The organism is Rhodoferax sp., from assembly GCF_011391645.1.
Classification (GTDB): domain Bacteria; phylum Pseudomonadota; class Gammaproteobacteria; order Burkholderiales; family Burkholderiaceae_C; genus Rhodoferax.
Genome location: NZ_JAABQC010000037.1, coordinates 1 through 22,004 on the forward strand (window position 1 = coordinate 1; position 22,004 = coordinate 22,004).

22 protein-coding genes and 1 pseudogene are annotated in these 22,004 nt (G+C 62.4%); 14 read left to right on the top strand and 9 right to left on the bottom strand.

The window, feature by feature from the left end; translation table 11 throughout:
* Both GPS82_RS06640 and GPS82_RS06645 read left to right on the top strand, forming a co-directional pair.
* Positions 1-433 (top strand): MarC family protein (locus GPS82_RS06640; RefSeq protein ID WP_296492463.1); only part of this gene is annotated, 433 nt, incomplete at its 5' end.
* A gap of 42 nt (positions 434-475) precedes the next feature.
* A pseudogene (locus GPS82_RS06645) lies at positions 476-565 on the top strand (transposase); the annotation flags it as partial.
* Between the two features lie 153 nt (positions 566-718).
* Here GPS82_RS06645 and aroD read toward each other — a convergent pair.
* From aroD to GPS82_RS06670, 5 genes are all read right to left on the bottom strand, one after another.
* Positions 719-1,501, bottom strand: a complete 783-nt coding sequence (aroD, locus tag GPS82_RS06650) for a type I 3-dehydroquinate dehydratase (RefSeq protein ID WP_296492466.1) — start codon at positions 1,499-1,501, stop codon at positions 719-721.
* A gap of 106 nt (positions 1,502-1,607) precedes the next feature.
* On the bottom strand, positions 1,608-2,231 hold the full coding sequence (locus GPS82_RS06655) for a molecular chaperone TorD family protein (protein ID WP_296492469.1): 624 nt from the start codon (positions 2,229-2,231) through the stop codon (positions 1,608-1,610).
* Positions 2,228-4,330: a 4Fe-4S binding protein gene (locus tag GPS82_RS06660; protein ID WP_296492472.1), complete on the bottom strand. Its 2,103-nt coding sequence runs from the start codon at positions 4,328-4,330 to the stop codon at positions 2,228-2,230. The genes GPS82_RS06655 and GPS82_RS06660 overlap by 4 nt, the downstream gene beginning before the upstream one ends.
* Entirely contained in the window at positions 4,212-4,841 is a 630-nt protein-coding gene (locus tag GPS82_RS06665; RefSeq protein ID WP_296492473.1) for a DUF3306 domain-containing protein, read from the bottom strand. The genes GPS82_RS06660 and GPS82_RS06665 overlap by 119 nt, the downstream gene beginning before the upstream one ends.
* Positions 4,834-5,403, bottom strand: a complete 570-nt coding sequence (locus tag GPS82_RS06670; RefSeq protein WP_296492475.1) for a DUF3305 domain-containing protein — start codon at positions 5,401-5,403, stop codon at positions 4,834-4,836. Before GPS82_RS06670 ends, GPS82_RS06665 begins: the two co-directional genes overlap by 8 nt.
* A gap of 203 nt (positions 5,404-5,606) precedes the next feature.
* Between GPS82_RS06670 and pap the strand changes: the two genes are divergently transcribed.
* Both pap and GPS82_RS06680 read left to right on the top strand, forming a co-directional pair.
* On the top strand, positions 5,607-7,202 hold the full coding sequence (gene pap / locus GPS82_RS06675; RefSeq protein WP_296492476.1) for a polyphosphate:AMP phosphotransferase: 1,596 nt from the start codon (positions 5,607-5,609) through the stop codon (positions 7,200-7,202).
* Positions 7,199-7,495: a VF530 family protein gene (locus GPS82_RS06680; protein ID WP_296492479.1), complete on the top strand. Its 297-nt coding sequence runs from the start codon at positions 7,199-7,201 to the stop codon at positions 7,493-7,495. Before pap ends, GPS82_RS06680 begins: the two co-directional genes overlap by 4 nt.
* On the opposite strand, the gene GPS82_RS06685 is transcribed toward GPS82_RS06680, so the two are convergent.
* Together GPS82_RS06685 and GPS82_RS06690 are read right to left on the bottom strand one after the other, a co-directional pair.
* Positions 7,449-8,135: a cupin domain-containing protein gene (locus tag GPS82_RS06685; RefSeq protein WP_296492482.1), complete on the bottom strand. Its 687-nt coding sequence runs from the start codon at positions 8,133-8,135 to the stop codon at positions 7,449-7,451. The genes GPS82_RS06680 and GPS82_RS06685 overlap by 47 nt on opposite strands.
* Positions 8,132-8,533: a hypothetical protein gene (locus GPS82_RS06690; RefSeq protein WP_296492485.1), complete on the bottom strand. Its 402-nt coding sequence runs from the start codon at positions 8,531-8,533 to the stop codon at positions 8,132-8,134. The genes GPS82_RS06685 and GPS82_RS06690 overlap by 4 nt, the downstream gene beginning before the upstream one ends.
* A gap of 36 nt (positions 8,534-8,569) precedes the next feature.
* Here GPS82_RS06690 and GPS82_RS06695 point away from each other — a divergent pair, with 36 nt between their 5' ends.
* Together GPS82_RS06695 and GPS82_RS06700 are read left to right on the top strand one after the other, a co-directional pair.
* A complete protein-coding gene (locus GPS82_RS06695) occupies positions 8,570-8,812 on the top strand; it encodes a TIGR02450 family Trp-rich protein (RefSeq protein WP_296492488.1) in 243 nt (80 codons plus the stop codon).
* Positions 8,813-8,853: 41 nt separating this feature from the next.
* The gene (locus tag GPS82_RS06700; RefSeq protein WP_296492490.1) at positions 8,854-9,081 is read left to right on the top strand and encodes a 4Fe-4S binding protein; all 228 of its coding nucleotides are present in this window, start codon (positions 8,854-8,856) and stop codon (positions 9,079-9,081) included.
* 71 nt (positions 9,082-9,152) lie between these two features.
* Here GPS82_RS06700 and apbC read toward each other — a convergent pair whose 3' ends face one another.
* Positions 9,153-10,244: an iron-sulfur cluster carrier protein ApbC gene (gene apbC, locus GPS82_RS06705; protein WP_296492492.1), complete on the bottom strand. Its 1,092-nt coding sequence runs from the start codon at positions 10,242-10,244 to the stop codon at positions 9,153-9,155.
* A 182-nt stretch (positions 10,245-10,426) separates the two neighbouring features.
* Here apbC and metG point away from each other — a divergent pair, with 182 nt between their 5' ends.
* The 8 genes from metG to GPS82_RS06745 all read left to right on the top strand — a co-directional run bounded on the left by metG (position 10,427) and on the right by GPS82_RS06745 (position 21,417).
* A complete protein-coding gene (metG, locus tag GPS82_RS06710; protein ID WP_296492494.1) occupies positions 10,427-12,523 on the top strand; it encodes a methionine--tRNA ligase in 2,097 nt (698 codons plus the stop codon).
* 13 nt (positions 12,524-12,536) lie between these two features.
* Complete coding sequence (locus tag GPS82_RS06715) at positions 12,537-13,286, top strand: YoaK family protein (protein WP_296492495.1); 750 nt, start codon at positions 12,537-12,539, stop codon at positions 13,284-13,286.
* Positions 13,287-13,611: 325 nt separating this feature from the next.
* A complete protein-coding gene (locus GPS82_RS06720; RefSeq protein WP_296492498.1) occupies positions 13,612-16,857 on the top strand; it encodes a GAF domain-containing protein in 3,246 nt (1,081 codons plus the stop codon).
* Positions 16,854-17,237, top strand: a complete 384-nt coding sequence (locus tag GPS82_RS06725) for a response regulator (protein WP_296492499.1) — start codon at positions 16,854-16,856, stop codon at positions 17,235-17,237. The genes GPS82_RS06720 and GPS82_RS06725 overlap by 4 nt, the downstream gene beginning before the upstream one ends.
* 9 nt (positions 17,238-17,246) lie before the next feature.
* Positions 17,247-17,648 carry a globin domain-containing protein gene (locus GPS82_RS06730; RefSeq protein WP_296492500.1) on the top strand — a complete coding sequence of 134 codons (402 nt, stop codon included), beginning with the start codon at positions 17,247-17,249 and terminating at the stop codon, positions 17,646-17,648.
* 43 nt (positions 17,649-17,691) lie between these two features.
* Positions 17,692-19,341, top strand: a complete 1,650-nt coding sequence (locus GPS82_RS06735; protein ID WP_296492502.1) for a SpoIIE family protein phosphatase — start codon at positions 17,692-17,694, stop codon at positions 19,339-19,341.
* 15 nt (positions 19,342-19,356) lie between these two features.
* Positions 19,357-19,707 (top strand): STAS domain-containing protein, encoded by a 351-nt coding sequence (locus GPS82_RS06740; RefSeq protein ID WP_296492505.1) that lies wholly within the window; start codon positions 19,357-19,359, stop codon positions 19,705-19,707.
* Between the two features lie 15 nt (positions 19,708-19,722).
* Positions 19,723-21,417 (top strand): solute carrier family 23 protein, encoded by a 1,695-nt coding sequence (locus GPS82_RS06745; protein ID WP_296492507.1) that lies wholly within the window; start codon positions 19,723-19,725, stop codon positions 21,415-21,417.
* Between the two features lie 108 nt (positions 21,418-21,525).
* Here GPS82_RS06745 and GPS82_RS06750 read toward each other — a convergent pair whose 3' ends face one another.
* On the bottom strand, positions 21,526-21,846 hold the full coding sequence (locus tag GPS82_RS06750; protein ID WP_296492509.1) for a transcriptional regulator: 321 nt from the start codon (positions 21,844-21,846) through the stop codon (positions 21,526-21,528).
* Between the last annotated feature and the right edge of the window lie 158 nt (positions 21,847-22,004).

Consider the following 22,004-nt stretch of genomic DNA (forward strand, 5'->3'; position numbering starts at 1 on the left):
TGTGGGGGGTGGGCTGATCGTGGCTGCTTCAGCGTGGCGCCTGCTCAATGCCAACCACGCCAGCGACGACAGCCGCGCCGCTCTGGCCGAGTCGTATACACCCGAGCAGGCGCGGCGACAGGCGTTTTACCCGCTCACCTTTCCTATTAGCTGCGGGCCGGGCTCGATCGCTGCAGCCATCACCGTGGGCGTGGCGCTGAACGACACCCGCCTGTCGCTGTCCCTGGCCCGCATGGGCGGCGGTGTGTTGGCGCTTCTTATCATCGGACTGCTGCTGTACTTGGCGTTCCGCTACGCCCAGCAGTTGCTCAAGCCGCTGGGCGAGGCCGGTAGCATTATTTTCTTGCGTCTGTCGGCCTTCATCCTGTTGTGCCTCGGCGTGCAGATCGTTTGGGACGGGCTGAGTGAGTTGCTGCGCAGCCTGCTGCTGTAAAGATCGATTCCAATCAACGCGCCTAGGTTGGGCTAATCCGCTGGTTGACAAGTTGCAGCCTGGCTGGGTCTGGAGCCCAAAAAGCACTCCAGTGGCGGCAATCAAAATCTACCGGGAACCAGTAAGCGGGGAGCGGGCATTTCAACAGGCTGGCTGTCGGTCAAGGGAACCAAAGCGACAGTCAACCCAAATTTGACACCGTCGGTCCCCAGTCTGCCAGAAACCGGCAGGCAGGCACATCAGACGACCGCCTGGAGCCTGTCAGGAATTTGACTTTTCAAAGCTTCACTTGCCGCCCATCGACTTCTGCAGAATCGCCAGCACGGTGTTCAGGTCTTCAATCGGCACCTGCCCTGGAGCCGAGCTGCTGGCGCCGACAGCGAACGTCAAGGCGGAACCAAAAGTCCAGCCGAACAGGCGCGTCATGGCGCCATAAGGCCCCATCGACATGCTGATCAGCGGTATGCGCAGCTTTTTGCTGGCTTCGCGGGTGGCCGTCAGGAGCGTCAGCACGTCGTCGAGGTCGCGCGGCATTACCGCCACCTTGGCCACGTCGGCGCCCAACTGCTCTGCGGTCAAAAATTTGCTTGCCAGCGTTGCCAGGTCGGGCGTGTAAGAGAAATTGTGGAAAGACAGCACCAGCTTGATGTCGTTGGCCTTGGCCGCGATGCGAACCAACGCGATGTTGGCCGCGTCGTTGGCCATTTCATAGTCAATCAGGTCGATGCTTTTGCTCTCGCAGACCGCCGTGTACATGGCGATGACTTGCGCTTCGTTGATGGCAATTTTTTCGCCCCCCTCGATGGTGGAGCGGCGGGTGAACAGCACCGGAATGTCACCTGCGGCCTGCTTGATCGCCTTGGCTACGGCAATGACGGCGGCGGTGTCACCAATGGCATCAAAGTAGTCAACGCGCCATTCCAGCACGTCGGGCTGTTTGGGCAGCACCACGGCCAGCTCGGCCAGGATTTTGTCCAGTGTGCGCCCGACCAGTGGCGTGCAGATCAGCGGGAATTTGCCGCCGGCAATCGGTTGACCATGGAGCTCAATGGGTTTAGCGGTTTGCATTTTGTTCTTTCAAATAGAAGAGCCTGCCATTGCCACGAGGGCACAGGCTGGCACTTTAACCCGAATAACGCATGACAAGACGCGTGGCGTCGCACCGCATGGCCACTCAAGCCAGCATGTCAAAACCCTGGGTTTCGACCGACGCAAAGGCGCGGGTCAACTCGGCCACGGCGGCATAAAAACGGGCCTTGGGGTGCTGGGCAATGGCGTCGCACAACGGCCCCACCCAGGGCTGCAGATGGGCGTTAAAAAAGGCTTGCTGACGCGCCAAGTTGGCCACCGCCACATCATCCCCGGCAATCAGGTAGCGCATCACCTCGCTCAGGTAGGCAATGTGATCCTCGGTGTCTGACATGGCATCGTCGCGCCCCAGGCCCAGGCTGGTCAATTCCGTGCGCAGCCGCGCCAATGGTTTTTCGTTCAAGAAGCCGCTCAGGTAATGCGAGCCATACAGGTAGACCTCGGGCTTGCCAACGCCGCCAAACAGGTCGTTGTACTCCTGGGCAATGGCGTCATCGTCCAATTCACGTGCCACCCCCACCAGGGCGCGCCAGGGTTCTTCCAGAAAGCCTCCGGGCGCCGGGGCCTCGGTGACGGCCACCCGCAGGTTCGCCAACAGTTCAGATGCGGGCGGCGCATAGAAAAGCTGGGCCAGCAAGCCATACAACTCGGCGCGCGCGGTTTCTTCGTCAAGCGCGCTGCTGGCATGGGGTTCGGGCAATGGCATCATGATTTGATATCCGTGATTTTGATTTCGTTGTCGGCCGAGTAGATGTCGATGACGCGGCAGTCGCCGCACATTTTGAGGCGCTCCAGCGCCGCCCCCTGAAACATGCTGTGGCCCGCCAATTTGCCCAGCATGCCTTCGATGCCCTTGAGCGTGCCAAAGGGCTTGCCGCAACGCACACAGGCATAAGGTTGCATCTCGTTTAAGACCACATGCTCCCTGCGCTGGGGTGCCAGGTTGAGTTGGGGTACCAACTTAAGCGCCTGTTCCGGGCAGGTCTTGACGCACAAGCCGCACTGCACGCAATTTTTTTCGATAAAGCGCAACTGCGGCGTCTGCGTGTTGTCGGCCAGCGCACCAGCTGGGCAGGCGTTGACGCAGCTCAGGCACAGGGTGCAGGTATCCTTGTTGATGACCAGACCGCCCAGGGGCGAGCCACTGGCCGGCAAGGCAATCGGCGCAGTGCCGGGCTTGGGGGCGTGGCTGATCAGGTGGTCCAGCGCCAGCTCCAGCGTGGCGCGCTTGTCCGACTGCACCGCAAAGCCGGCGTGGCGCGCCGGCGTTTGCGCGGGCGCGGCCTGCAAATCACGGTCGAGCATGGCCAGATCGCGCGCGTCGCGCACCTGCAGCAGTCTGAAATGTGTACCCTGGTAGCCCAGACCCGCCAGAATGGCTTGTGCCACGGCCATCTGCTCGCGTAGCGCCTCGGCATATTGCGGCGCTTCCTCGTCGGTCAGCAGCACCCAGACGTTGGCTGCGCCATAGGCCACGGCAGTGAGCCACAGATCCAGCCCGGTTGACGCGGTGTGCCACAGCGCCACCGGCAAGACACGCGCCGGCACGCCATGGGTGCCGTCTTTTTGGCCTTTTTCCAGCTGCGCGGCGCGGCCCAGGTCACTTATGCATTGCGCGCCTTGGCCCTGGCTGTGCAACAGCAACGCGGCGTCCCTGCCACCGCTGCGCTGGTAGGTGGCGAGCAGCGTTTTGAGCTTGACGCCCTGGTCGCTGGCGGGCGGGTAGGCAAAACCCATGGCGCCAGTGGGGCACACCGTGCTGCAGGTGCCGCAGCCCACGCACAGGTTGGGGTTCACCTTGATTTGCTGGCGCTTGAAGTCGCTGCTGATGGCGCTGGCCGAACACACGTCGATGCAGGCCGTGCAGCCCAGCTTGTCGTTGCGGCTGTGGGCGCAAAGCTTTTGTTTGTAGTTGAAGAACTTGGGCTTTTCAAACTCACCCACCAGCTCGCGCCAGGCCAGCAGCGCTTTCAGGTCGCGGCCGTCCCAGTGCAGGTAGCCCTGCGGCTTGGCGTGCTGGCTGAACGCCGGTGTGGCGCGCAGGTCGAGCACCAGATCAAAGCTGTCACTGTGGTCTTGCGGGGTGCGGTTGAAGTCGATGGCACCGGCCACCTTGCACACCTTGACGCAGGCGCGGTTGGCATCACAGGCCCGCAGGTCAATCTGGTAGTCCAGGCCAATCGCGTCTTCGGGGCAGGCGGCCAGGCAGGCGTTGCAGCGCGTGCACAGGTCGAGGTCGATCGGGTTGTCTTGCTGCCAGGCCAGCTCGAAGGCGCCAAGCCAACCGGTAAGAGTTTGCAGTTGGCCGCCGAGCACCGGGTAACGCCGCTCCTGCGCCGCGCCCAGGTCGCCGGCTCCTTGTGTGAACAGGGTGACGTCGAGCGTGTCGCCCAGCAAGGCGGCCGCCTGCTCGGCGGCGCCGAGTTCGCCAATGATCAGCGTGCGCCCCGCGCTCTTGTAGGTGACGGTGGCCACCGGCTCGGGTTCTGGCAAGTGGGCCACCGCCAGCAAGGCGGCAATTTTGGGGCTGGCTTTTGCCGCGTCGCGGCTCCAGCCACCGGTTTCCCGGATGTTGACAAATTTGATCGGGGCGCTCAGGTGTGCCTGGTCGGCCAGTTCGTTGAACAGCCGGGTTTCCTGGGTGCAAGCCACCACCAGTTCATCGCCCTTGCCCGCAGCCTGGAGAAACTCAGCGGCCTGGCGGCGGCACAGGCTCGAATGCAGGGTCAGCGGTTCGTTCAGGCTCGCGCTCAGGGCACGCGGGTCGAGCGGCATGGTCTGGTTGCAGTCGCAAATCAGTGTGGTCATGGTGTGAGTCCGGTACTTGGGTTGGAGAGGTGCCCACCGCTGCAAGTGTGGGCATGGCCGAACTGGCGGGCAGTGCTGACTCGGGAACCGGCACCTGTTCCTCGTTGTCAAACAGCTTGAGAAACTTGGCGCCGGCCATCTGGCGCAGCATGGCAGCAGGTAAGGGGCTGGGCAGGCTGTAGTCGTCAATGTAGATGTCTAGCCCGTCCATCACGTTGTAATGCGGGTCGGCAAAGAGCTTTTTCATGGCGGCGTTGCGCACCTCGGGCGCCACGTCACGCGCCACAAATGGGGCAAAACTGCTGTCGGCGTTCAGCGCCTGCACATCGGCCAGCGTCGGGGCTGGCGCGGGCGGATCTGCCTGAACTTGAGTGCTTGATGTTTCAGCCGCGGAAGCGATCGCAGCGTCTTCGACTTCGATGCGCTTGTCGGTCGGCGGCTCTGCCACCTCCCTGCCCTCGCGCAGCGCCTGCTTGCGCTGCGACCAGCGGCCCAAAAAGCCGTCAGCCACGTCCACCGCCCTGGCCGTTGCCGAAGGATTTGTCGGTGCTGACGGTGGCCGGGTTGCCAAAGCGGTCGGTGAGCGATTTGAAGCTTTCGGGCCGCTTGCGCCGCTTGGGCTCCACCACATGATGCTCATCGACAAAGGCCTGCAACCACTGCACCACCGGCGCGGGCGCGGGCACCTGCTCCACGGTTTCCTGCGCGTCGAGCCAGCGCCCCGCGTCGTAATAACTCAGGCTCACCACCAGCGGTCTTGGGATGGGTTCTGCTGCCACGCCGGGCTGTTCCTCCATGCGCCACAAGACAAACCAGCTGGGCTCGTCGGTGCTGGCGTTCAAGTAATAGCCCTCGCCATCATCGCTGAACAGTTCCACCTTGAGACCGCCGTGCAACCAGCGTTGCTCATTGTCATTTTGGTACAGCAGGCGCGGCTCGGAGCCAAAACCGGCTTCGTTCATGACCACGTCGGCAAGCTGCCAGCGCCAGGGCTGCCAGCGGGCAGCGGAGCCCGTGTTGGCCACGCGCTGCATGATCACGGCAACTTCAATGAATGGGCGTAGAGTCGGCATATGGAGTGGAACTGTAACGGATTCAAATGGCCCTTTGACAAAGTCGGGCTTGGCCAAAGTTGCCGATGCGACAAGCCAAAAACCTGATTTTTTGCGTTGGGTCAAAAAATAGCGGGCCACAGGTGGTGCAATCTGCGGTTGCGCCTGTATCGTGACAAACGTCAGTGCAAGCAGCCCCTTTATCGACTTCATGAAAGTTTCCGATGTTTCAATCTGCCGAAATTGGCCACCAGCTGAGCAAAACCGCCTACCGGGAAGCCGTGCCGACCTTGCGCGCCGCCTTGCTGGACGCGCAGGTCGAATTGTTTGAGCAGCACAAGACCCCGGTGGTGGTGCTCATCAGCGGCCAGGACGGCGCGGGCAAGGGTGAAACCATCAACACGCTTTACGAGTGGATGGACCCGCGTTTTATATCGACGCTGGCGTTTAGCCAACCCAGCGATGAAGAGCGCGAGCGCCCGCCCATGTGGCGTTACTGGCGCAGTCTGCCACCCAAGGGCCGGGTGGGTATTTTTGCCGGCTCATGGTATTCGGACCCGATTCGCGAACGCATCGAAGGCGATATTTCGGTCAAGGAACTTGATGCCCGCGCCCAACAGATCAACCGCTTCGAAGAGATGCTGGTCGACGAGGGCGCGCTGGTGCTCAAGTTTTGGTTTCATCTGACCAAGGAGGGGCAAAAGCAGCGCCTCAAGGCGCTCTCTAGCGACCCGCGCACCGCGTGGCGCGTGACCCAGTGGAACTGGGACCGCCTCAAAACCTATGACCAACTGCAGGACGTGGCACGGCATTTACTGCGCGTGACGAACACTGCTGCTGCGCCCTGGGTGGTGGTGGAAGGCACCGACGACCGCTACCGCTGCATGACGGTGGGCCAGGTGCTGCTGAAAGCCATGCAAAACAAGCTGGCGGCCAAGGAAGCGCCGCACACGCCCATGGCACCCATGGTGCGGGTGGACCTGGACGGCCGCAACGTGCTGTCCGCGCTCGACCTGACGCTGACGCTGGCCGACAAACCCTATAAGGACGAGCTGGCCAAATGGCAGGGCCGCCTGTCGGAACTGGTGCGTGACGAGCGCTTCAAAAGCCGCTCGCTGGTGTGCGCCTTCGAGGGCGCCGATGCGGCGGGCAAAGGCGGGGCCATCCGGCGCATTGCGGCGGCGCTGGATGCGCGCCAGTACCAGGTGACGCCGGTGGCAGCGCCCACCGATGAAGAAAAGGCGCAGCCCCACCTGTGGCGCTTCTGGCGCAACCTGCCGCGCCATGGGCACGTGGCCATTTTTGACCGCACCTGGTATGGCCGGGTGCTGGTGGAGCGGGTGGAAGGCTTTTGCTCCGAGGCCGACTGGCTGCGCGGCTACAGCGAGATCAACGACTTCGAGCACGAACTGATCGACGCCGGGGTCATTGTGGTCAAGTTCTGGTTGCAAATCAGCCAGGCCGAGCAGCTCAAGCGCTTCAAGGAACGCGAACAGGTTGAGTTCAAGCGCTTCAAGATCACCCAGGAAGACTGGCGCAACCGCGAAAAATGGCATGACTACCAACAAGCCATTTGCGACATGGTGGAGCGCACCAGCACCGGCGAGGCGCGCTGGACGCTGGTGGAAGCCAACGACAAGAATTTCGCCCGGGTCAAGATTCTGCGCACCCTGTGTGAGCGCCTGGAGGCTGTTTTGCAGGACCAGCCCAACCCGGAGCGAGAAGCTGCTGTCAAGTCTGACAAAGCCAAGGTCAAAAAAGCCAAAAAACAAAGTGAGAGTCACAAGCCAAAGGCCGCCAGTGCCAAAATCCAGGCATGAGCACCGTACCCCCCGCACCTTCCGACGCACAGGCCGCGGCGCCACCCCCGCCGCAAGCCCGCAACCCCTTGCACGGCATCACGCTCGAAGCCATGGTGACGGCCCTGAGCGCCCACTATGGCTGGGCAGGCCTGGGGCAACGCATCCCGGTGCGCTGCTTCACGCATGACCCCAGCATTGCCTCAAGCCTGAAGTTTTTACGCAAAACGCCCTGGGCGCGCGAGAAAGTGGAGGGGCTTTACCTGTTCATGCTGCGCGAGATCCGCAGACAACAGGCAGATGCCCGGTCTTGACCAGTATCAGGCAGCCCTCCCGGCTGAAAGGCTGGTGCTGGCTGAGATGGGGGCTGCGAATCCAGCTGCCCTGCGGATAGCTTCCGTATTCGTCAGAAAAAACACCCTCAACCACAAATATTTCTTCACCGCCGTAATGGCGATGGGGGTTGAAAAATGTCCCCGGTGCCCAGCGCACCATGGCCGTGTGCTGGGTGCCAAATTCAGCCAGTGGCAGGACCGTCAAGCCTTCCACCAACCCCTGAAACCAGGCTGAGCGGCGCGTGTCCACCACACGCCGCCCGGTGTCTGCCGGGTCGGTCTGGCGGAGCTTGACGAACAGAAGGCAACCGTCTCTTGAAAACGGCGCGTGCCGCGAGCCAGGCGGATTTTTAAGGTAGGTGCCCTGCCCGTAGTCACCTGTCTCATCGCTCAGCGTCCCGTCGAGCACCAAAATCTCCTCGCCCAATTCATGCAGGTGTGATTCGAAACTTGCCCCGGCAGCGTAGCGAACAATCGATGTTGCCCGTGCCGCCTCGCCACCGTCGCGCTCCAGCAAGCGACGGTACACCAAGGGCGAAGGCGAGGCATGCCAGGCCAACGCGTTGCTGTCGACGACACAGCGCCGGGAAAAATCAGTGTTGATCTGGGTGATGTTCATGGCAACTGCGCGGGACCCGAACTGTCTGCCGGTTTCGCCAAATCGGGCGCGCAGAGGTCAGAAGGCGCATCCAGAGCCGGATGGCACATTTTTTCCCCGTCCCACTGCTGCCCGCACCAGCAATGGCCGTTGGTGTCAATGATGCAGGTTCCCGTGCCGCAGCAGCGCTCGTCGTCTTGCATGGTCATACCTCGATAGTTAAATTGGCGATGGGCGTGAATGCCCGCAAAACTCCACCAGTTGGAGGCGGTGTGGCAGTATTCAACCGATGCATAAATTTTGCCCTTTTCCTGATTCAGCCCCTTGGCTTGAGGATATTGAACCAACATGACTGTATTGAACCTGGCTGGAGAACCGCGGTGGGCAGGCAGCCCTGTGGATGAACGCGAGCAGTTCAAGCTGCACGCGCCTGCAAACCGACGTGGAGACGCCAAATGACCCCCTTGCATCCCAAAAAACTGTTGCTGACCAAATGGACCGCTGTGCACCCGATCGCCAAAAACAAGCATTTCCTGGTGTCGCGGGTGATCAAGCCCGATCTGCCGGAACTGGCCATTGAATGGGTTGAGTTGGAGGCGGTGTATTCAAAGGCCGTGACGCGCATCCACTGGCGGCAACTGCAAGACGAGACAATTTGGCGCCGGGGTTGGCAAAGCTCCGCCGGCCAGCAGCCCTGAAGGCAATGAGGCCGAGCTCCCAAATTCAATCACTTCATCCCATGGCAGTCGAAATTGCACAGGTTGACCCGGCGCGTTGCTCAGGATGTGGCCGCTGCATCTCGGCCTGCGAGCTGCGCCTGCTAGCCTTTGAAACCAAGGCCTGGAAGAAGAGGACGGTGCTGCAAGACGGCGACCGCTGCAGCGGCTGCGGCGAATGTGCCGCAAGATGCCCTGTCGCTGCGATCAGCATGGTTGACAACGGTGCTGGCACCTGCCGCAGCCTCTGACAGCATTCCCAGTGGCGGCCAGCGCATTTTGGCTGACCCTCACCAGGTCTTGTCGCACACGCCTCGGTGCTTCAGGTTCCCTTGGAAATCTTGATGCTCGGGAACTTGCTGGAAAAGTCCTTGTTTTTCGCCGCAATGGCCAGCGCCACCTTGCGCGCCACAGTCTTGTAAAGCCCGGCCACGTCGCTGTCGGGGTCCGACACCACGGTCGGCTTGCCGCTGTCAGCCTGCAACCTGATCTGCATGTTGAGCGGCAGGGCGCCAAGGTATTCCATGCCATATTCCGTGGCCATCCGCTTGCCGCCATCGGCGCCAAAAATGTGCTCGACATGGCCGCAGTTGCTGCACACGTGCACCGCCATGTTTTCCACAATGCCCAAAATCGGCACGCCCACTTTTTCAAACATCTTGATGCCTTTTTTGGCGTCGAGCAAGGCGATGTCCTGCGGCGTGGTCACCACCACGGCGCCGGTCATGGGCACGCGCTGGCTCAAGGTAAGCTGGATGTCGCCGGTGCCCGGGGGCATGTCAACGATCAGGTAGTCCAGGTCCTTCCAGTTGGTCTGGCGCAGCAACTGCTCCAGTGCCTGGGTGGCCATGGGACCGCGCCAGATCATGGCCTCGTCCTGCGCCACCAGAAAGCCGATCGACATCACCTGCACGCCGTAGTTTTCCATGGGCTCCATGGTTTGCCCGTCTTCGCTCTCGGGTCGGCCCTCGATGCCCATCATCATGGGAATGCTGGGACCGTAAATATCGGCATCCAGAATGCCGACATTCGCACCCTCGGCCGCCAGTGCCAGTGCCAGGTTGACGGCGGTGGTGCTCTTGCCAACACCGCCCTTGCCGGAGGCCACTGCGACGATATTCTTGACCTTGGGTAACAAGGCCACGCCGCGCTGCACCGCGTGCGCCGTGATATTGGTGGTGATGTTGACCGACACATTGGCCACGCCTGCCACGCTTTTTGCGGCCGCGATGAGATCCTTGCGAAAGCCCGGAATCTGGCTCTTGGCGGGGTAACCCAGCGTGACGTCAAAGGCGACATCGCCGTCGGTCACGGTCAAATTCTTGATGGATTTGCTCGATACAAAATCGCGCCCGGTGTTGGGGTCAATCACGCCCTTGAGGGCGTCCATCACTGTCTGCTCAACTACTGCCATGTATTTCTCCTAAGGGGGCCCTAGTCTAGCCAAGATAAGCTTGACCTTATCGAACTGAGCAAATCAGGGTTTTCCCAGCCACGGGTTAACCCCACTCAACGTTTTGCGCCTGGACCATCGGTTGCGACGCAAGGCCAGCGCGCGTTGACTAAAATCACATTCTTGTCCTGAAAGTTCATTCCATGCCCCGCCAACTGTTCGTCACCACCGCCCTGCCTTACGCCAACGGCAATTTCCACATCGGCCACATCATGGAGTACATCCAGGCCGACATCTGGGTGCGGCATCAACGCATGATGGGCAACGCGGTTGACTTCGTCTGCGCCGACGACACCCACGGCGCACCCATCATGATTGCCGCTGAAAAAGCCGGTGTCACACCGCAGCAGTTTGTGGCCGACATCGCGGCCGGTCGCCAGCCCTACCTGGACGGTTTTCACATTGGCTTTGACAACTGGCACAGCACCGACGCCCCGGAAAACCATGAACTGGCGCAGCAGATTTACTGCGACTTGCGCGACAACCCTGGCGGCTCGCTGATCGAGTCCCGCACCATCGAGCAGTTTTTTGACCCTGACAAGGGCATGTTTTTGCCGGACCGTTTTATCAAGGGGGAATGCCCCAAGTGCCACACCAAGGACCAATACGGCGACAACTGCGAGCAATGCGGCGCGGTGTACGCGCCCACCGACCTGATCAATCCCTATTCAGCGCTCTCGGGTGCCAAACCTGAGCTGCGCAACTCGGTGCACTTCTTCTTCAAGCTCTCCGACCCGCGCTGCGTTGAATTCCTCCAGCACTGGACGCAGGACGGCAAGCTGCAACCCGAGGTGGCCAACAAGATCAAGGAATGGTTCACCGTGCGCACCAACCAAGACGGCAGCACCAGCGAGGGCCTGGGAGACTGGGACATCAGCCGCGACGCGCCCTACTTTGGCATCGAGATCCCGGATGCACCTGGCAAATATTTTTATGTCTGGCTGGACGCGCCGATTGGTTACCTGGCGTCCCTCAAGAACCTGTTGACCAAGCGCGGCCAGGACTACGACGCCTACATGGCCAACCCCGACCTTGAGCAGTACCACTTCATTGGCAAGGACATCGTCACATTTCACACCCTGTTCTTCCCGGCCTGCCTGCACTTCAGTGGCCGCAAGACGCCCGATAATATTTTTGTGCACGGCTTCCTGACGGTGAACAACGGCGAGAAGATGAGCAAAAGCCGCGGCACCGGGCTCGACCCACTCAAGTACCTCAGCCTGGGAATGAACCCCGAATGGCTGCGCTACTACCTGGCCGCCAAGCTGTCAGCCCGCAACGAAGACATCGACTTCAACGCTGACGACTTCATGGCCCGCGTCAACAGCGACCTGATTGGCAAATACATCAATATCGCCAGTCGCGCGGCTGGCTTCATCACCAAGCGCTTTGAGGGCAAGTTGGGCGAGGTGTCTGAAGACGGCGCCGCGCTCTTGCATCTGCTGCGCAGTGAAGCCGGCGCCATCGAACAGTTGTATGAGGCCCGCGAATACGCCAAGGCGCTGCGCGAAACTATGCTGCTGGCCGACAAGGTCAATGCCTATGTGGACGCCAACAAGCCCTGGGACCTGGCCAAAAAACCCGACCAGGAGGCGCGCCTGCACGACGTGTGCACAGTGTGCATCAAGGCTTTTCGTATCCTGACCTGCTACCTCAAGCCAGTGCTGCCGGCGCTGGCGACGCAGGTGGAAGCCTTCCTCAAGATCGAGCCGCTGAGCTTTGCCAATATCAGCCAGCCGATGGCCACCGGCCATGTGATCGGCAGCTACCAGCACCTGATGCAGCGTGTCGACATCAAGCAACTCGAAGCCTTGTTCGAGGCGCCCGAACCCCTTGAGACTCAGCAAGAAATTACCCATCCGGGTGGCGAGGCCATCGCACCCCCCATCAGCATCGACGACTTTGCCAAGATCGACTTGCGCATCGCCAGGATCGTCGACTGCCAGGCGGTCGCGGGTTCGACCAAATTGCTGCAGCTGACGCTGGACGTCGGTGAACTCGATGACGCTGGCCAACCCAGGCTGCGCAATGTGTTCAGCGGCATAGCCGGCAGCTACCAGCCAGAGCAACTCACAGGCAAACTCACCGTGATGGTCGCCAACCTGGCGCCGCGCAAGATGAAGTTCGGCATCAGCGAAGGCATGGTGCTGGCCGCCAGCCACGCCGACGAAAAGACCCAGCCCGGCATTTACGTGCTGGAGCCCTTTGCCGGCGCCCAGCCAGGCATGCGGGTGCATTGAAGCCAGTAGCCACATGATTCCCCTGCTGCGCGGCTGGACGGCGGTGCAACGCACCGCCGAAAGCAACTTGCACCTGGGCATCACGCTGTGCTTTGTAGCGGGCGCCACCAACGCCGGCGGTTTTCTGGCGGTGGGGCAATACACCTCACACATGACCGGCATGCTGTCGTCGGTGGCGGACAACCTGGTCACCGGCCAGAGCTACCTGGCGCTCGCCGCGGTGATTTCATTGCTCGCCTTTCTTGGCGGCGCCATGACCAGCGCCTGGATGGTCAACTGGGGGCTGCGCCGCCATCTGCAAAGCGCCTACGGCCGACCCCTGTTGCTAGAAGCCGCCCTGCTGCTGCTTTTTGGCCTGTTCGGCGCCGGCATCAGCTTTTTTGCAGTGCTCTTTGTGCCGCTGACGGTGCTGGTGCTGTGCTTCATCATGGGCCTGCAAAACGCCGTCATCACCAAAATATCCCACGCCGAGATCCGCACCACCCACGTCACCGGCCTGGTCACCGACCTTGGCATCGAGTTGGGCAAGTTGCTCTACATCAACCGCCTGACACGCGACACCCTGGTGCGGGCCAATCGCCAAAAATTAAGCCTGCTGGCCAAGCTGATCGGCAGCTTTTTCATTGGCGGACTGGTCGGCGCCATTGGATTCAAGGAAATCGGATTCATCACCACCGTGCCCTTGGCCGTCCTGCTGCTGTTGCTGGTCTGGCATCCGGTGCTCAATGATGCCAAAAACTGGCTCGGCCCGCCTCGGGATTGAGCTTGAGTGCCAGCTGCAGCGATAAAGGTCGCAAGAGAAGCAAGGCGTTCGCGGTGATGGTCGCTTGTAGACCCATAGCGGTAGTAGTGTTAGCGAAAATTGCCTACCCGAAAGCTGGCATTGGCAACGAACAAGCCCCGGCACGCCAACTTGGGTTGTGGGACGCACTGTGTCGCGCTCCCGGAGCGGGCTACTGCGCGTTCGCACCGTCGGGTCACGAGCATGTCGTGAGTCCATACCCGCATGGCGGACTGTTCCAAGTTAACATGCCTGACCTGACACGGCTGGATCTTCTATCCGTCGGGGCCACCGAGGGGACAAACACTTGCCTACTCTTGCCGAAGATGCCGTGCCTGTCGAAGCGTCGCGCGCGGGCCTCGACGCCGACAACGCCGCCGTTGATGCGCTCGCGTTGCGCCACGCGCTTGAGGAACTGGCTGAGGCCCGCCAGCAGCAGGCCGCGACGGCGGAGATCCTCAAGGCCATCAGTGCCTCACGGGAGGATATCCAGCCGGTATTCGACGTCATTGCAGAGCATGCAGTGCGCCTCTGCGCTGGCCAGTTCTGCGCGGTGTTCCACTTCGACGGCGAGCTCATCCACATCCGCGCGCTTCATGGTATGTCGGTCGAGGGTGAACTGGCGTACCGGCAGGGCTTCCCGCTGCCCGCCGGTTCGGGCAGCGCGATCGGCCGTGCCATCCAGAACCGGCTTGTTGAGCACATACCAGACGTCCAGGCCGATATCCATTACCGACAGGCGACGATCGCCCATGCGGTCACATTCCGGGCCATCGTCGCTGTGCCGATTCTGCGCGATGGCAAGCCGATCGGCGGCATGGCGGTGTCGAGTTCACGCGCCGAACCGTTCTCGGACGCCAGGGTCGCCTTGCTGGGCACTTTTGCCGACCAGGCCGCGATCGCCATCGAGAACGTTCGCCTGTTCAAGGAAACCCGGGAGGCGCTGAACAAACAGAGGGCCATTAGCGAGATCCTCAAGAGCGTCAGCAAGTCCTCGCTGGACGTCCAGCCCGTCTTCGACAGCATCGTGCGCAACGCGGTGGTGCTGTGTGATGCGCTGTTCGGCATTGTTTTTCGTCTCGACGACGGCCTTCTTCACATGGTCGCCCACCAGAACCTGACGCCGGAGGTGCTGGCGCTGCTAAGCCGCATGTATCCCATGCGACCGGACGCCGAACACGCCTCCGGTCGCGTCATCCTTAGCGGCGCCCGGGTCCATGTCGAGGATGTCGCGGCTGATCCTCATTACCACCAGGGCGTCGCCGCCTTTGGCGGCTGGCGCAGTCTGCTGGCGGTTCCGATGCTGGCGCCCGATGGCGCCGTATTGGGGGTCATCTGGGTTGCGCGCGCTTGCGCCGGTCCTTTCCCCGACGACCAGATCGCGCTGCTCGAGACCTTTTCAGATCAGGCGACGATCGCGATCGAGAACGTGCGCCTGTTCAAGGAGTTGGGTGCCCGCACCGATGCCCTCACCCAAGCGGTCGAACAGACGCGCGCACTCAGCGAGGTCGGCCAGGCGGTGAGTTCCACGCTCGACCTGGGCACCGTGCTGGCGACCATCGTCTCGAACGCGGTTGCGCTGTCCAAAGCCGATGCGGGCGGGACCATTTACGAGTTCGACGAGGCGGCCGAGGTGTTTGTGCCGCGGGCCAACCACGGCGTCAGCGACAGCTATATCCGCACGCTGCACGAATCGAAGCTGCGGATCGGGGAGTCGGCGGTCGGCCTGTGCGGCCAGCACCGCAGCCCCCATCAGGTGATTGATGTCGAGGCGGGAGAAGACCAGCGGATGCGGGCCCCGCTGCTGCGCGAGGGTGTGCGCTCGCTGCTGGCGGTGCCGCTGCTGCGCGAGGAGCGCGTGATCGGCGCGCTGGTCATCCGGCGCCAGACGGCGGGCGAGTTCTCGCCGTCGGTGGTCGCGCTTCTGCAGGCCCTGGCGGGCCAGTCGGTGCTGGCGATCCTGAACGCGCGCCTGTTTCGCGAGATCGCCGAGAAGGGCAAACAACTCGAGGTGGCGAGCCAGCTCAAATCGCAATTCCTTGCCAACATGTCGCACGAATTGCGCACGCCGCTGAACGCGATCATCGGCGTCACCGAGATGCTGCACGAGGACGCGGTCGACCTGGACCGGCCGGACGACATCGAACCGCTGGAGCGTGTGCTGCGCGCGGCCAGGCACCTGCTGGCGCTGATCAACGACATCCTCGACCTGTCCAAGATCGAGGCCGGCAAGATGGATATCCACGTCGAGACCTTCGCCATCGCCCCGCTGGTCGGGGACGTGGCGCAAACGATCCAGCTGATGGCGGCCAAGGCGGGCAACCAGTTGGTGGTGGACTGCGCACCCGACATCGGAAGCATGCACGCCGACCAGACGCGCACCCGCCAGGCGCTTCTGAACCTGGCCAGCAACGCCACCAAGTTCACCGACAAGGGCACGGTGACGATCGCCGCGCGGCGCGTGTTTGAGGCGGGTGTCGAGTGGGTGACGCTGGCGGTGACCGACACCGGCATCGGCCTGACGGCCGAGCAGATGGGCAAGCTGTTCCAGGACTTCGTGCAGGCTGACGCCTCGACCACCCGAAAATACGGCGGCACCGGGTTGGGGCTGGCCATCAGCCGGCGTTTTTGCCAGATGATGGGGGGCGACATCACGGTGACCAGCGAGCCGGGCCGGGGTTCCACCTTCACCATCCGGCTGCCGGCCATGATGGGTGTCCAGCCGCCGCCCGAGCCGGTGCAGAGGTCGATGCCGGCGCGCCAGAGTGCCGCGGCCGTCGGGCCCGCCACCATCCTGGTGGTGGACGACGACCCCACGGTGCGCGAGCTGATGGAGCGCCACCTGACGCGCGAGGGTTTCGCCGTGGTCACCGCGCGTGGCGGACAGGAAGGGCTGCGGCTGGCAAAGGAACTTCATCCCGCGGCCATCACACTCGACGTGATGATGCCCGACATCGACGGCTGGACGGTGCTCGCAGCCATCAAGGGCGACCCCGAGTTGCGTGACATTCCGGTGATCCTGATGTCGATCGTGGATGAGCAGAAGCGCGGTTACGCGCTCGGGGCGACGGATTACATGATCAAGCCGGTGGACCGCGCGCGGCTGGCGGGTGTGCTGCGCGGCATCTGCGGCCATGGCGGGCGCCGCGTGCTGCTGGTGGACGACGACGAGATGATGCGCCGGACCATGCGCCAGGTCCTTGAAAAAGACCAGTGGGAGGTCTTCGAGGCCGGCAATGGCTGCCTGGCGCTGGCGCAGCTTGCCCAGGCGCTGCCCGACGTCATCATGCTGGACCTGATGATGCCCGAGATGGACGGTTTCGAGTTCGTGGTCGAGTTGCGCAGCCGGCCGGAGTGGCGCGAAATCCCCGTGGTGGTCATCACCGCCAAGGACCTGAGCGCGCAGGAGCGCGAGCGGCTCAACGGCGGTGTGACGCGGGTATTGCAAAAGGGGGCCTCAGACATGGAAGCCCTGCTGCAGGAAATCGGCCGGGTGCTGCCCGCGCGTATCGCGCTCGGTCGCGGCCTCAAGAGCGAGGAGCCCGGGGCATGAAAATCCTGTACGTCGAGGACAACGAAGACAACATCTACATGCTGGAGCGCCGGCTCAAGCGCGCCGGTTTTGAGGTGGTGATCGCCCGTGACGGCGCCGAGGGTGTTGCGATGGCCCGCACCGAGCAGCCCGCGCTGATCCTGATGGACATGGGCCTGCCTGTGCTTCACGGCACCGAGGCGACGCGGCAGATCAAGGCCGCGCCGGAAACGAAACACATTCCGGTGATCGCGCTGACCGCCAATGCCATGACCAGCGACCTGGAAATGGCCATGGCCGCGGGCTGCGACGACTACGACACCAAGCCGGTGGAGCTGCCGCGCTTGCTGGCCAAGATGCAGGCGCTGGCACCCCGGCCCACCGCCTCGCTGCCGGATTGAAGGCAGGCGATGAACAACCGGGACATCGAATTGTTCAACGACAGTCTCGAGCGCTGCTCCGCGCAGCCCGATTTCCTGAGCTGTTTCTACCGCCTGTTCCTGGCTTCTTCCGACACGGTGGCGCAGAAATTCGAGCACACCGACTTGCGCAAGCAAGCCAGGATGCTGAAGTCGTCGCTGTACATCATGATGCTGGCCAGCAGCCCGTCCGAGCGCGCCGCGCACCTGGAGAAGCTCGCACAGAGTCACGGCAGGGCCGGGCTGGACATTGCGCCGCCGCTCTACGATCTGTGGCTCGAGCAGCTGATGCGGGCGGTCGAGGCGTCCGACCCGCGCTTCGATGCGCCAACCGGGGCGGCCTGGCGGCGCGTGCTGCAGCCCAGCATCGACTTCATGAAATCCAGGTATTGATGCGCAGGCGGCACATCGCTGTCTTCACCGAAAGGACACCATCGTGAAAGCTGACAACGCCGCACTGCTGGTGGTGGACGACAACGAGGACAACCGCTACACGCTGACCCGACGGCTCAACCGCGAGGGTTATCGCAACCTGAGCACAGCCAACGATGGGCGCGCGGCGCTGGACATGCTGCGCGCGGGAAAATTCGATCTGGTGCTGCTCGACATCATGATGCCCGAGCTCAACGGCTACGAGGTGCTCGAGCAGCTCAAGGCCCATGCCCAGCTGCGCGACATTCCAGTGATCATGATCTCGGCGCTCGAGGAAATTGACAGCGTGATCCGCTGTGTGGAACTTGGCGCGGAAGACTATCTGTCCAAGCCCTTCAACCCGACGCTGCTGCGCGCCCGCGTGGGCGCCAGCCTGGAAAAAAAACGCCTGCGCGACGCCGTGCGCGAAAGCCTGGCGCGCCTGGAGCAGGAAATCGAGGGCGCCCGCAAGGCGCAACTGAACATGTTGCCGAGCCGATTCCCGGCGGTGTCGCCGCAGCAGCCGGTGCAGGTGCACGCGCTGATGGATCCGGCGCGCGAGGTCGGCGGCGACCTTTACGACGCCTTCTGCGCCACCGAGGGCCTGTTCTGCCTGTTGGTCGGTGACGTGTCGGGCAAGGGCGCGGCGGCCGGCATGTTCATGGCGCGCACACGCAGCCTGGTGCGTATGGCGGTGGCCGAATTGCTGCCCAGGCTGGCACCGCACGAACGCACGCCGGCGCAGATCGCCGAGGCGGTGAACCGCGAGTTGTGCCAGGACAATCGCGAGCGCATGTTCGTGACACTTTTCCTCGGTTTTCTCGACGTGCGTGATGGTACGCTGGCCTACATCAACGCAGGCCACCCCCTACCCTATCTGCGGCGCTCGTCTGGCGAACTCGAGCAGGTCGCCGGCAAGCCACAGGCACCGCTGGCCGTGCGCGCGGCAACGCGCTACCAGAACCAGGCCGTGTCGCTGCAGCCGGGCGACATGCTGCTGGTGTGCACCGACGGCGTGGTCGAGGCGATGAATGAAGCCGGGGAACTCTACGGTGCCGCTCGCCTCGAGGCGCTGTTGCACGCCACCGGCGGCGAGCCGCCGCAAGCGCTGGTCGAGGCGCTGAAATGCGACATCGAGGCCTTCACCGGCGGCGCGCCAAAGGCCGACGACGTGACCCTGCTCGCGTTGCGCTTGTGGCCCGGCTGCAGCACCGGCCTCGACGCAGTGGGCGAGCCCGCGCGGGCTGGCGAGATCGAACTGATCATCGGCAATGAGCTTGCCCAGATGACGCGGGTCAGCGAGGCGATGGACCGACTCGCGGCCGAGCACGGTCTCGCGCCGAAATTGCTGGTGCAGCTGCAGGTGGCGCTGGACGAGATGGTGAGCAATGTCATCAAGTACGCATGGCCCGAAGGCGGCAGCCACACATTGCAGGTGCGCATCGTGGTCGACCTGTCTCAGGTGCGGATCGATATCTGCGACGACGGCCGTCCCTTCGACCCGCGCGAGTCACCGGCACCCCAGGCCATGCCGGCCGGACCACGGCCGCGGCCGGGCGGTCTGGGCGTGCACATGGTCAGGCAGTTCATTGACCGGCTGGCGTATGAACGGATTGACAACACGAATCGCCTGACGATAATTAAATTGCGCCGTACCGACGCGACCCAACCATAGGCCAATGCGATATCCATGAACATCAAGACCCTCGAGATATCGCAAACACGGTTTGGCAGCGCCTGCGTTCTGGCACTTGTCGGCCGTATCGACAGCAGCAACGCTGAACAATTCAGCACACACGTCAACCAGCTGTTTCAGGCCGGAGAGAAAGACGTCGTAGTGGACTTCAAGGAAGTGCTCTACCTCACGAGTGCAGCATTTCGGGTGCTGTTGGTGGCGACAGACGAAGCTGAACGCAATGCGGCCCGCTTTGTGTTGTGCGGACTCGTAGGCCAAGTGCGTGAACTCTTCGAGATGGGCGGACTGCTTGACGCCTTTGCCGTGCACGCGTCGCGCGAAGACGCGCTGGCGCAGCCCGGTTGACCGGCTCGACGCCAAATGACCCGCCCCGCCGGTCTTCTTTACGCGTCCGAGGAGACTCCGCCGCTGGCGGTGCTCATCATCTCGGCGATCCAGCACATCGCGGTCATCGCGATCACGCTCATCTACCCGCTAATCATTGCGCGCGAGGCGGGATTGACTGGTGCACAGTTCCTTGACACGGTGTCGCTGTCGATGCTGGCCATCGGCCTGGCGACGATCTTTTTGTGCATGCGTTCGCGATTTGTCGGCTGCGGCTACCTGTGCCCGGCCTCATTTACGGCGATCTTTCTGGGTCCGTCGCAATATGCGCTGCAGTTGGGCGGGCTTGGGTTGATCTTCGGCATGACCATCATGGCCGGCTTCGTGCAGGTGGCCATCGCCCCGGTGCTGAACCGCCTGCGCGCCTTGCTACCGCCCGAGATTGCCGGCCTGGTGATCGCCATCGTCGGGCTGTCGCTCGCGTCAGTCGGTTTGCGCTACAGCCTCGGTATCACCGGAGGCAGTCAGATCCAGCCGATCTTTCCGGTCATCGCAGGCCTTTCGCTGGCCACCATGGTGGTTTTGAATGTCTGGACCAGCGGTTACGCCAAGATGTTCTGTGCGTTGATTGGCGTCATCGTCGGCTATGCCGCCAGCGCGGCCCTCGGTGTGCTCGACCTTTCGGTGATGATGCCAACGCAGGGGCTGAGCCTTTTGCATCTGCCAGATATGGGTCACATCGAATACAAGTTCGACGGGCTCGCACTGGCCCCCTTTGTCGTGGCCGCCATTGGCTCCACGCTGCGGACGATGGGCGATGTCACCAACGTGCAGCGATTGAACGACAAGGACTGGGTGCGCCCCGACTTCCGGTCCATCAGCGGCGGCGTCACCAGTAACGGTCTGGGCTCGATTGTTTGCGGGCTGATGGGCTGCCTGGGCTCCAATACCTACAGCTCCAGCATCGGTCTGTCATCCGCGACCGGCGTCACCAGTCGGAAAGTCGGCTACGCCATCGGCGCTGGCTTCATCCTGCTGGCCTTCGTGCCGGCCGCCGCCGTGGTGTTTGCCGCCATGCCGCCGCCGGTGATGGGTGCTGCCCTGTTCTTTACTTCGGCCTTCGTCTTCGTCACCGGGCTGCAAATGATCACCGCGCGCATGCTCGACGCGCGCAAGACGTTGGTGATCGGCTTTTCCTTTGCCATGGCGGTGATGGCAGACATCTACCGCGACCTGTTCATGACCGCACCGGTCGCGCTGCAACCCATCCTGGGCAATCCGCTGGTGCTTGGCACGGTGTGTGCCATTGCGCTGAATCTGATCATGCGCATCGGTGTGCGCAAGCGCGTGAACATCACCATTGAGCCGGAACAGAACAGCCGTATGGTGGCCGAGCAGTTCCTGACCGAGCAAGGTACACGCTGGGCGGCACGCCGCGATGTCGTGAACCGTGCGGCTTTCGGCGTCGCCCAGGTGCTCGAAGTGATCGGACCGACCGCCGGCAGGGTCGAGATCGAGGCGAATTTCGACGAGTTCAGCCTCAACTTGCGCCTGCGCTACACCGGTGCGCCGCTGCTCATACCCGAGACCCGGCCCACCCCGCGTCAGATCGTCGCCAGCGAAGACGGCGAGCAACGGCTCGCAGGCTATTTATTGCGCCGCAGTGCCGATCGCATCAGCAGCCGGGCAGATGGTGATCGGGCCGAAGTGGACCTGCACTACGAGCATTGAGCCGGAGTCCGGCGCGGTAGATGATCCACCCAGTACGCTACCTCAGCATTGAAGTGGATGGAGCCTTGAAGATGGCCGAGCAGACCGAAAGGCTAGCTGCGACTGGCCTCAGACGGCCATAGAGTGAGCTTGAAGACTGACCTGAAGCCGCTCGCGTACCGCACGAAAAATGGCCGCCAGGTTGTCCATGCTGGGATTGCCCGTGGGTGACAACATACGGTGCAAACTCTTGCTTGGTTTGGCGGTCAACAATGCGAGTTGCTCAAAACCGATGGTTGCGTTGACAAGATCGCGCAGGATCAGGCGGGCGGTCTCTGGTTCGCCATTGAGAAACAGTGTGGCGGCCTCATCCAGAAGCGCCTGCGCGAATGAAGCATCGCTTTGCACGCGCTGGATGACGGTTTCTTTGAAATTTCTGGTCAGTGCCATTTCCTTTACCCCTTGTGCTTATTACGCGTTTTGGAAGCCATCGCCTTTTTGCGTGATTTGTATTCAGCCAATAATTCTTTCGCTTTGTCTATGTCCCGTTGCTGGCCACGCTTGGTACTTCCGCCAAACAGAACAATGAGGGTGTCTCCATCTTTGGC

What these genes read in the sequence shown, in the direction of transcription:
- aroD (WP_296492466.1), bottom strand. Translation starts at nt 1,501, where the DNA reads ATGCAAACCGCTAAACCCATTGAGCTCCATGGTCAACCGATTGCCGGC.
- GPS82_RS06655 (WP_296492469.1), bottom strand. Translation starts at nt 2,231, where the DNA reads ATGATGCCATTGCCCGAACCCCATGCCAGCAGCGCGCTTGACGAAGAA.
- GPS82_RS06660 (WP_296492472.1), bottom strand. Translation starts at nt 4,330, where the DNA reads ATGACCACACTGATTTGCGACTGCAACCAGACCATGCCGCTCGACCCG.
- GPS82_RS06670 (WP_296492475.1), bottom strand. Translation starts at nt 5,403, where the DNA reads ATGCCGACTCTACGCCCATTCATTGAAGTTGCCGTGATCATGCAGCGC.
- pap (WP_296492476.1), top strand. Translation starts at nt 5,607, where the DNA reads ATGTTTCAATCTGCCGAAATTGGCCACCAGCTGAGCAAAACCGCCTAC.
- GPS82_RS06680 (WP_296492479.1), top strand. Translation starts at nt 7,199, where the DNA reads ATGAGCACCGTACCCCCCGCACCTTCCGACGCACAGGCCGCGGCGCCA.
- GPS82_RS06685 (WP_296492482.1), bottom strand. Translation starts at nt 8,135, where the DNA reads ATGAACATCACCCAGATCAACACTGATTTTTCCCGGCGCTGTGTCGTC.
- GPS82_RS06695 (WP_296492488.1), top strand. Translation starts at nt 8,570, where the DNA reads ATGACCCCCTTGCATCCCAAAAAACTGTTGCTGACCAAATGGACCGCT.
- GPS82_RS06700 (WP_296492490.1), top strand. Translation starts at nt 8,854, where the DNA reads ATGGCAGTCGAAATTGCACAGGTTGACCCGGCGCGTTGCTCAGGATGT.
- apbC (WP_296492492.1), bottom strand. Translation starts at nt 10,244, where the DNA reads ATGGCAGTAGTTGAGCAGACAGTGATGGACGCCCTCAAGGGCGTGATT.
- metG (WP_296492494.1), top strand. Translation starts at nt 10,427, where the DNA reads ATGCCCCGCCAACTGTTCGTCACCACCGCCCTGCCTTACGCCAACGGC.
- GPS82_RS06715 (WP_296492495.1), top strand. Translation starts at nt 12,537, where the DNA reads ATGATTCCCCTGCTGCGCGGCTGGACGGCGGTGCAACGCACCGCCGAA.
- GPS82_RS06725 (WP_296492499.1), top strand. Translation starts at nt 16,854, where the DNA reads ATGAAAATCCTGTACGTCGAGGACAACGAAGACAACATCTACATGCTG.
- GPS82_RS06730 (WP_296492500.1), top strand. Translation starts at nt 17,247, where the DNA reads ATGAACAACCGGGACATCGAATTGTTCAACGACAGTCTCGAGCGCTGC.
- GPS82_RS06740 (WP_296492505.1), top strand. Translation starts at nt 19,357, where the DNA reads ATGAACATCAAGACCCTCGAGATATCGCAAACACGGTTTGGCAGCGCC.
- GPS82_RS06745 (WP_296492507.1), top strand. Translation starts at nt 19,723, where the DNA reads ATGACCCGCCCCGCCGGTCTTCTTTACGCGTCCGAGGAGACTCCGCCG.
- GPS82_RS06750 (WP_296492509.1), bottom strand. Translation starts at nt 21,846, where the DNA reads ATGGCACTGACCAGAAATTTCAAAGAAACCGTCATCCAGCGCGTGCAA.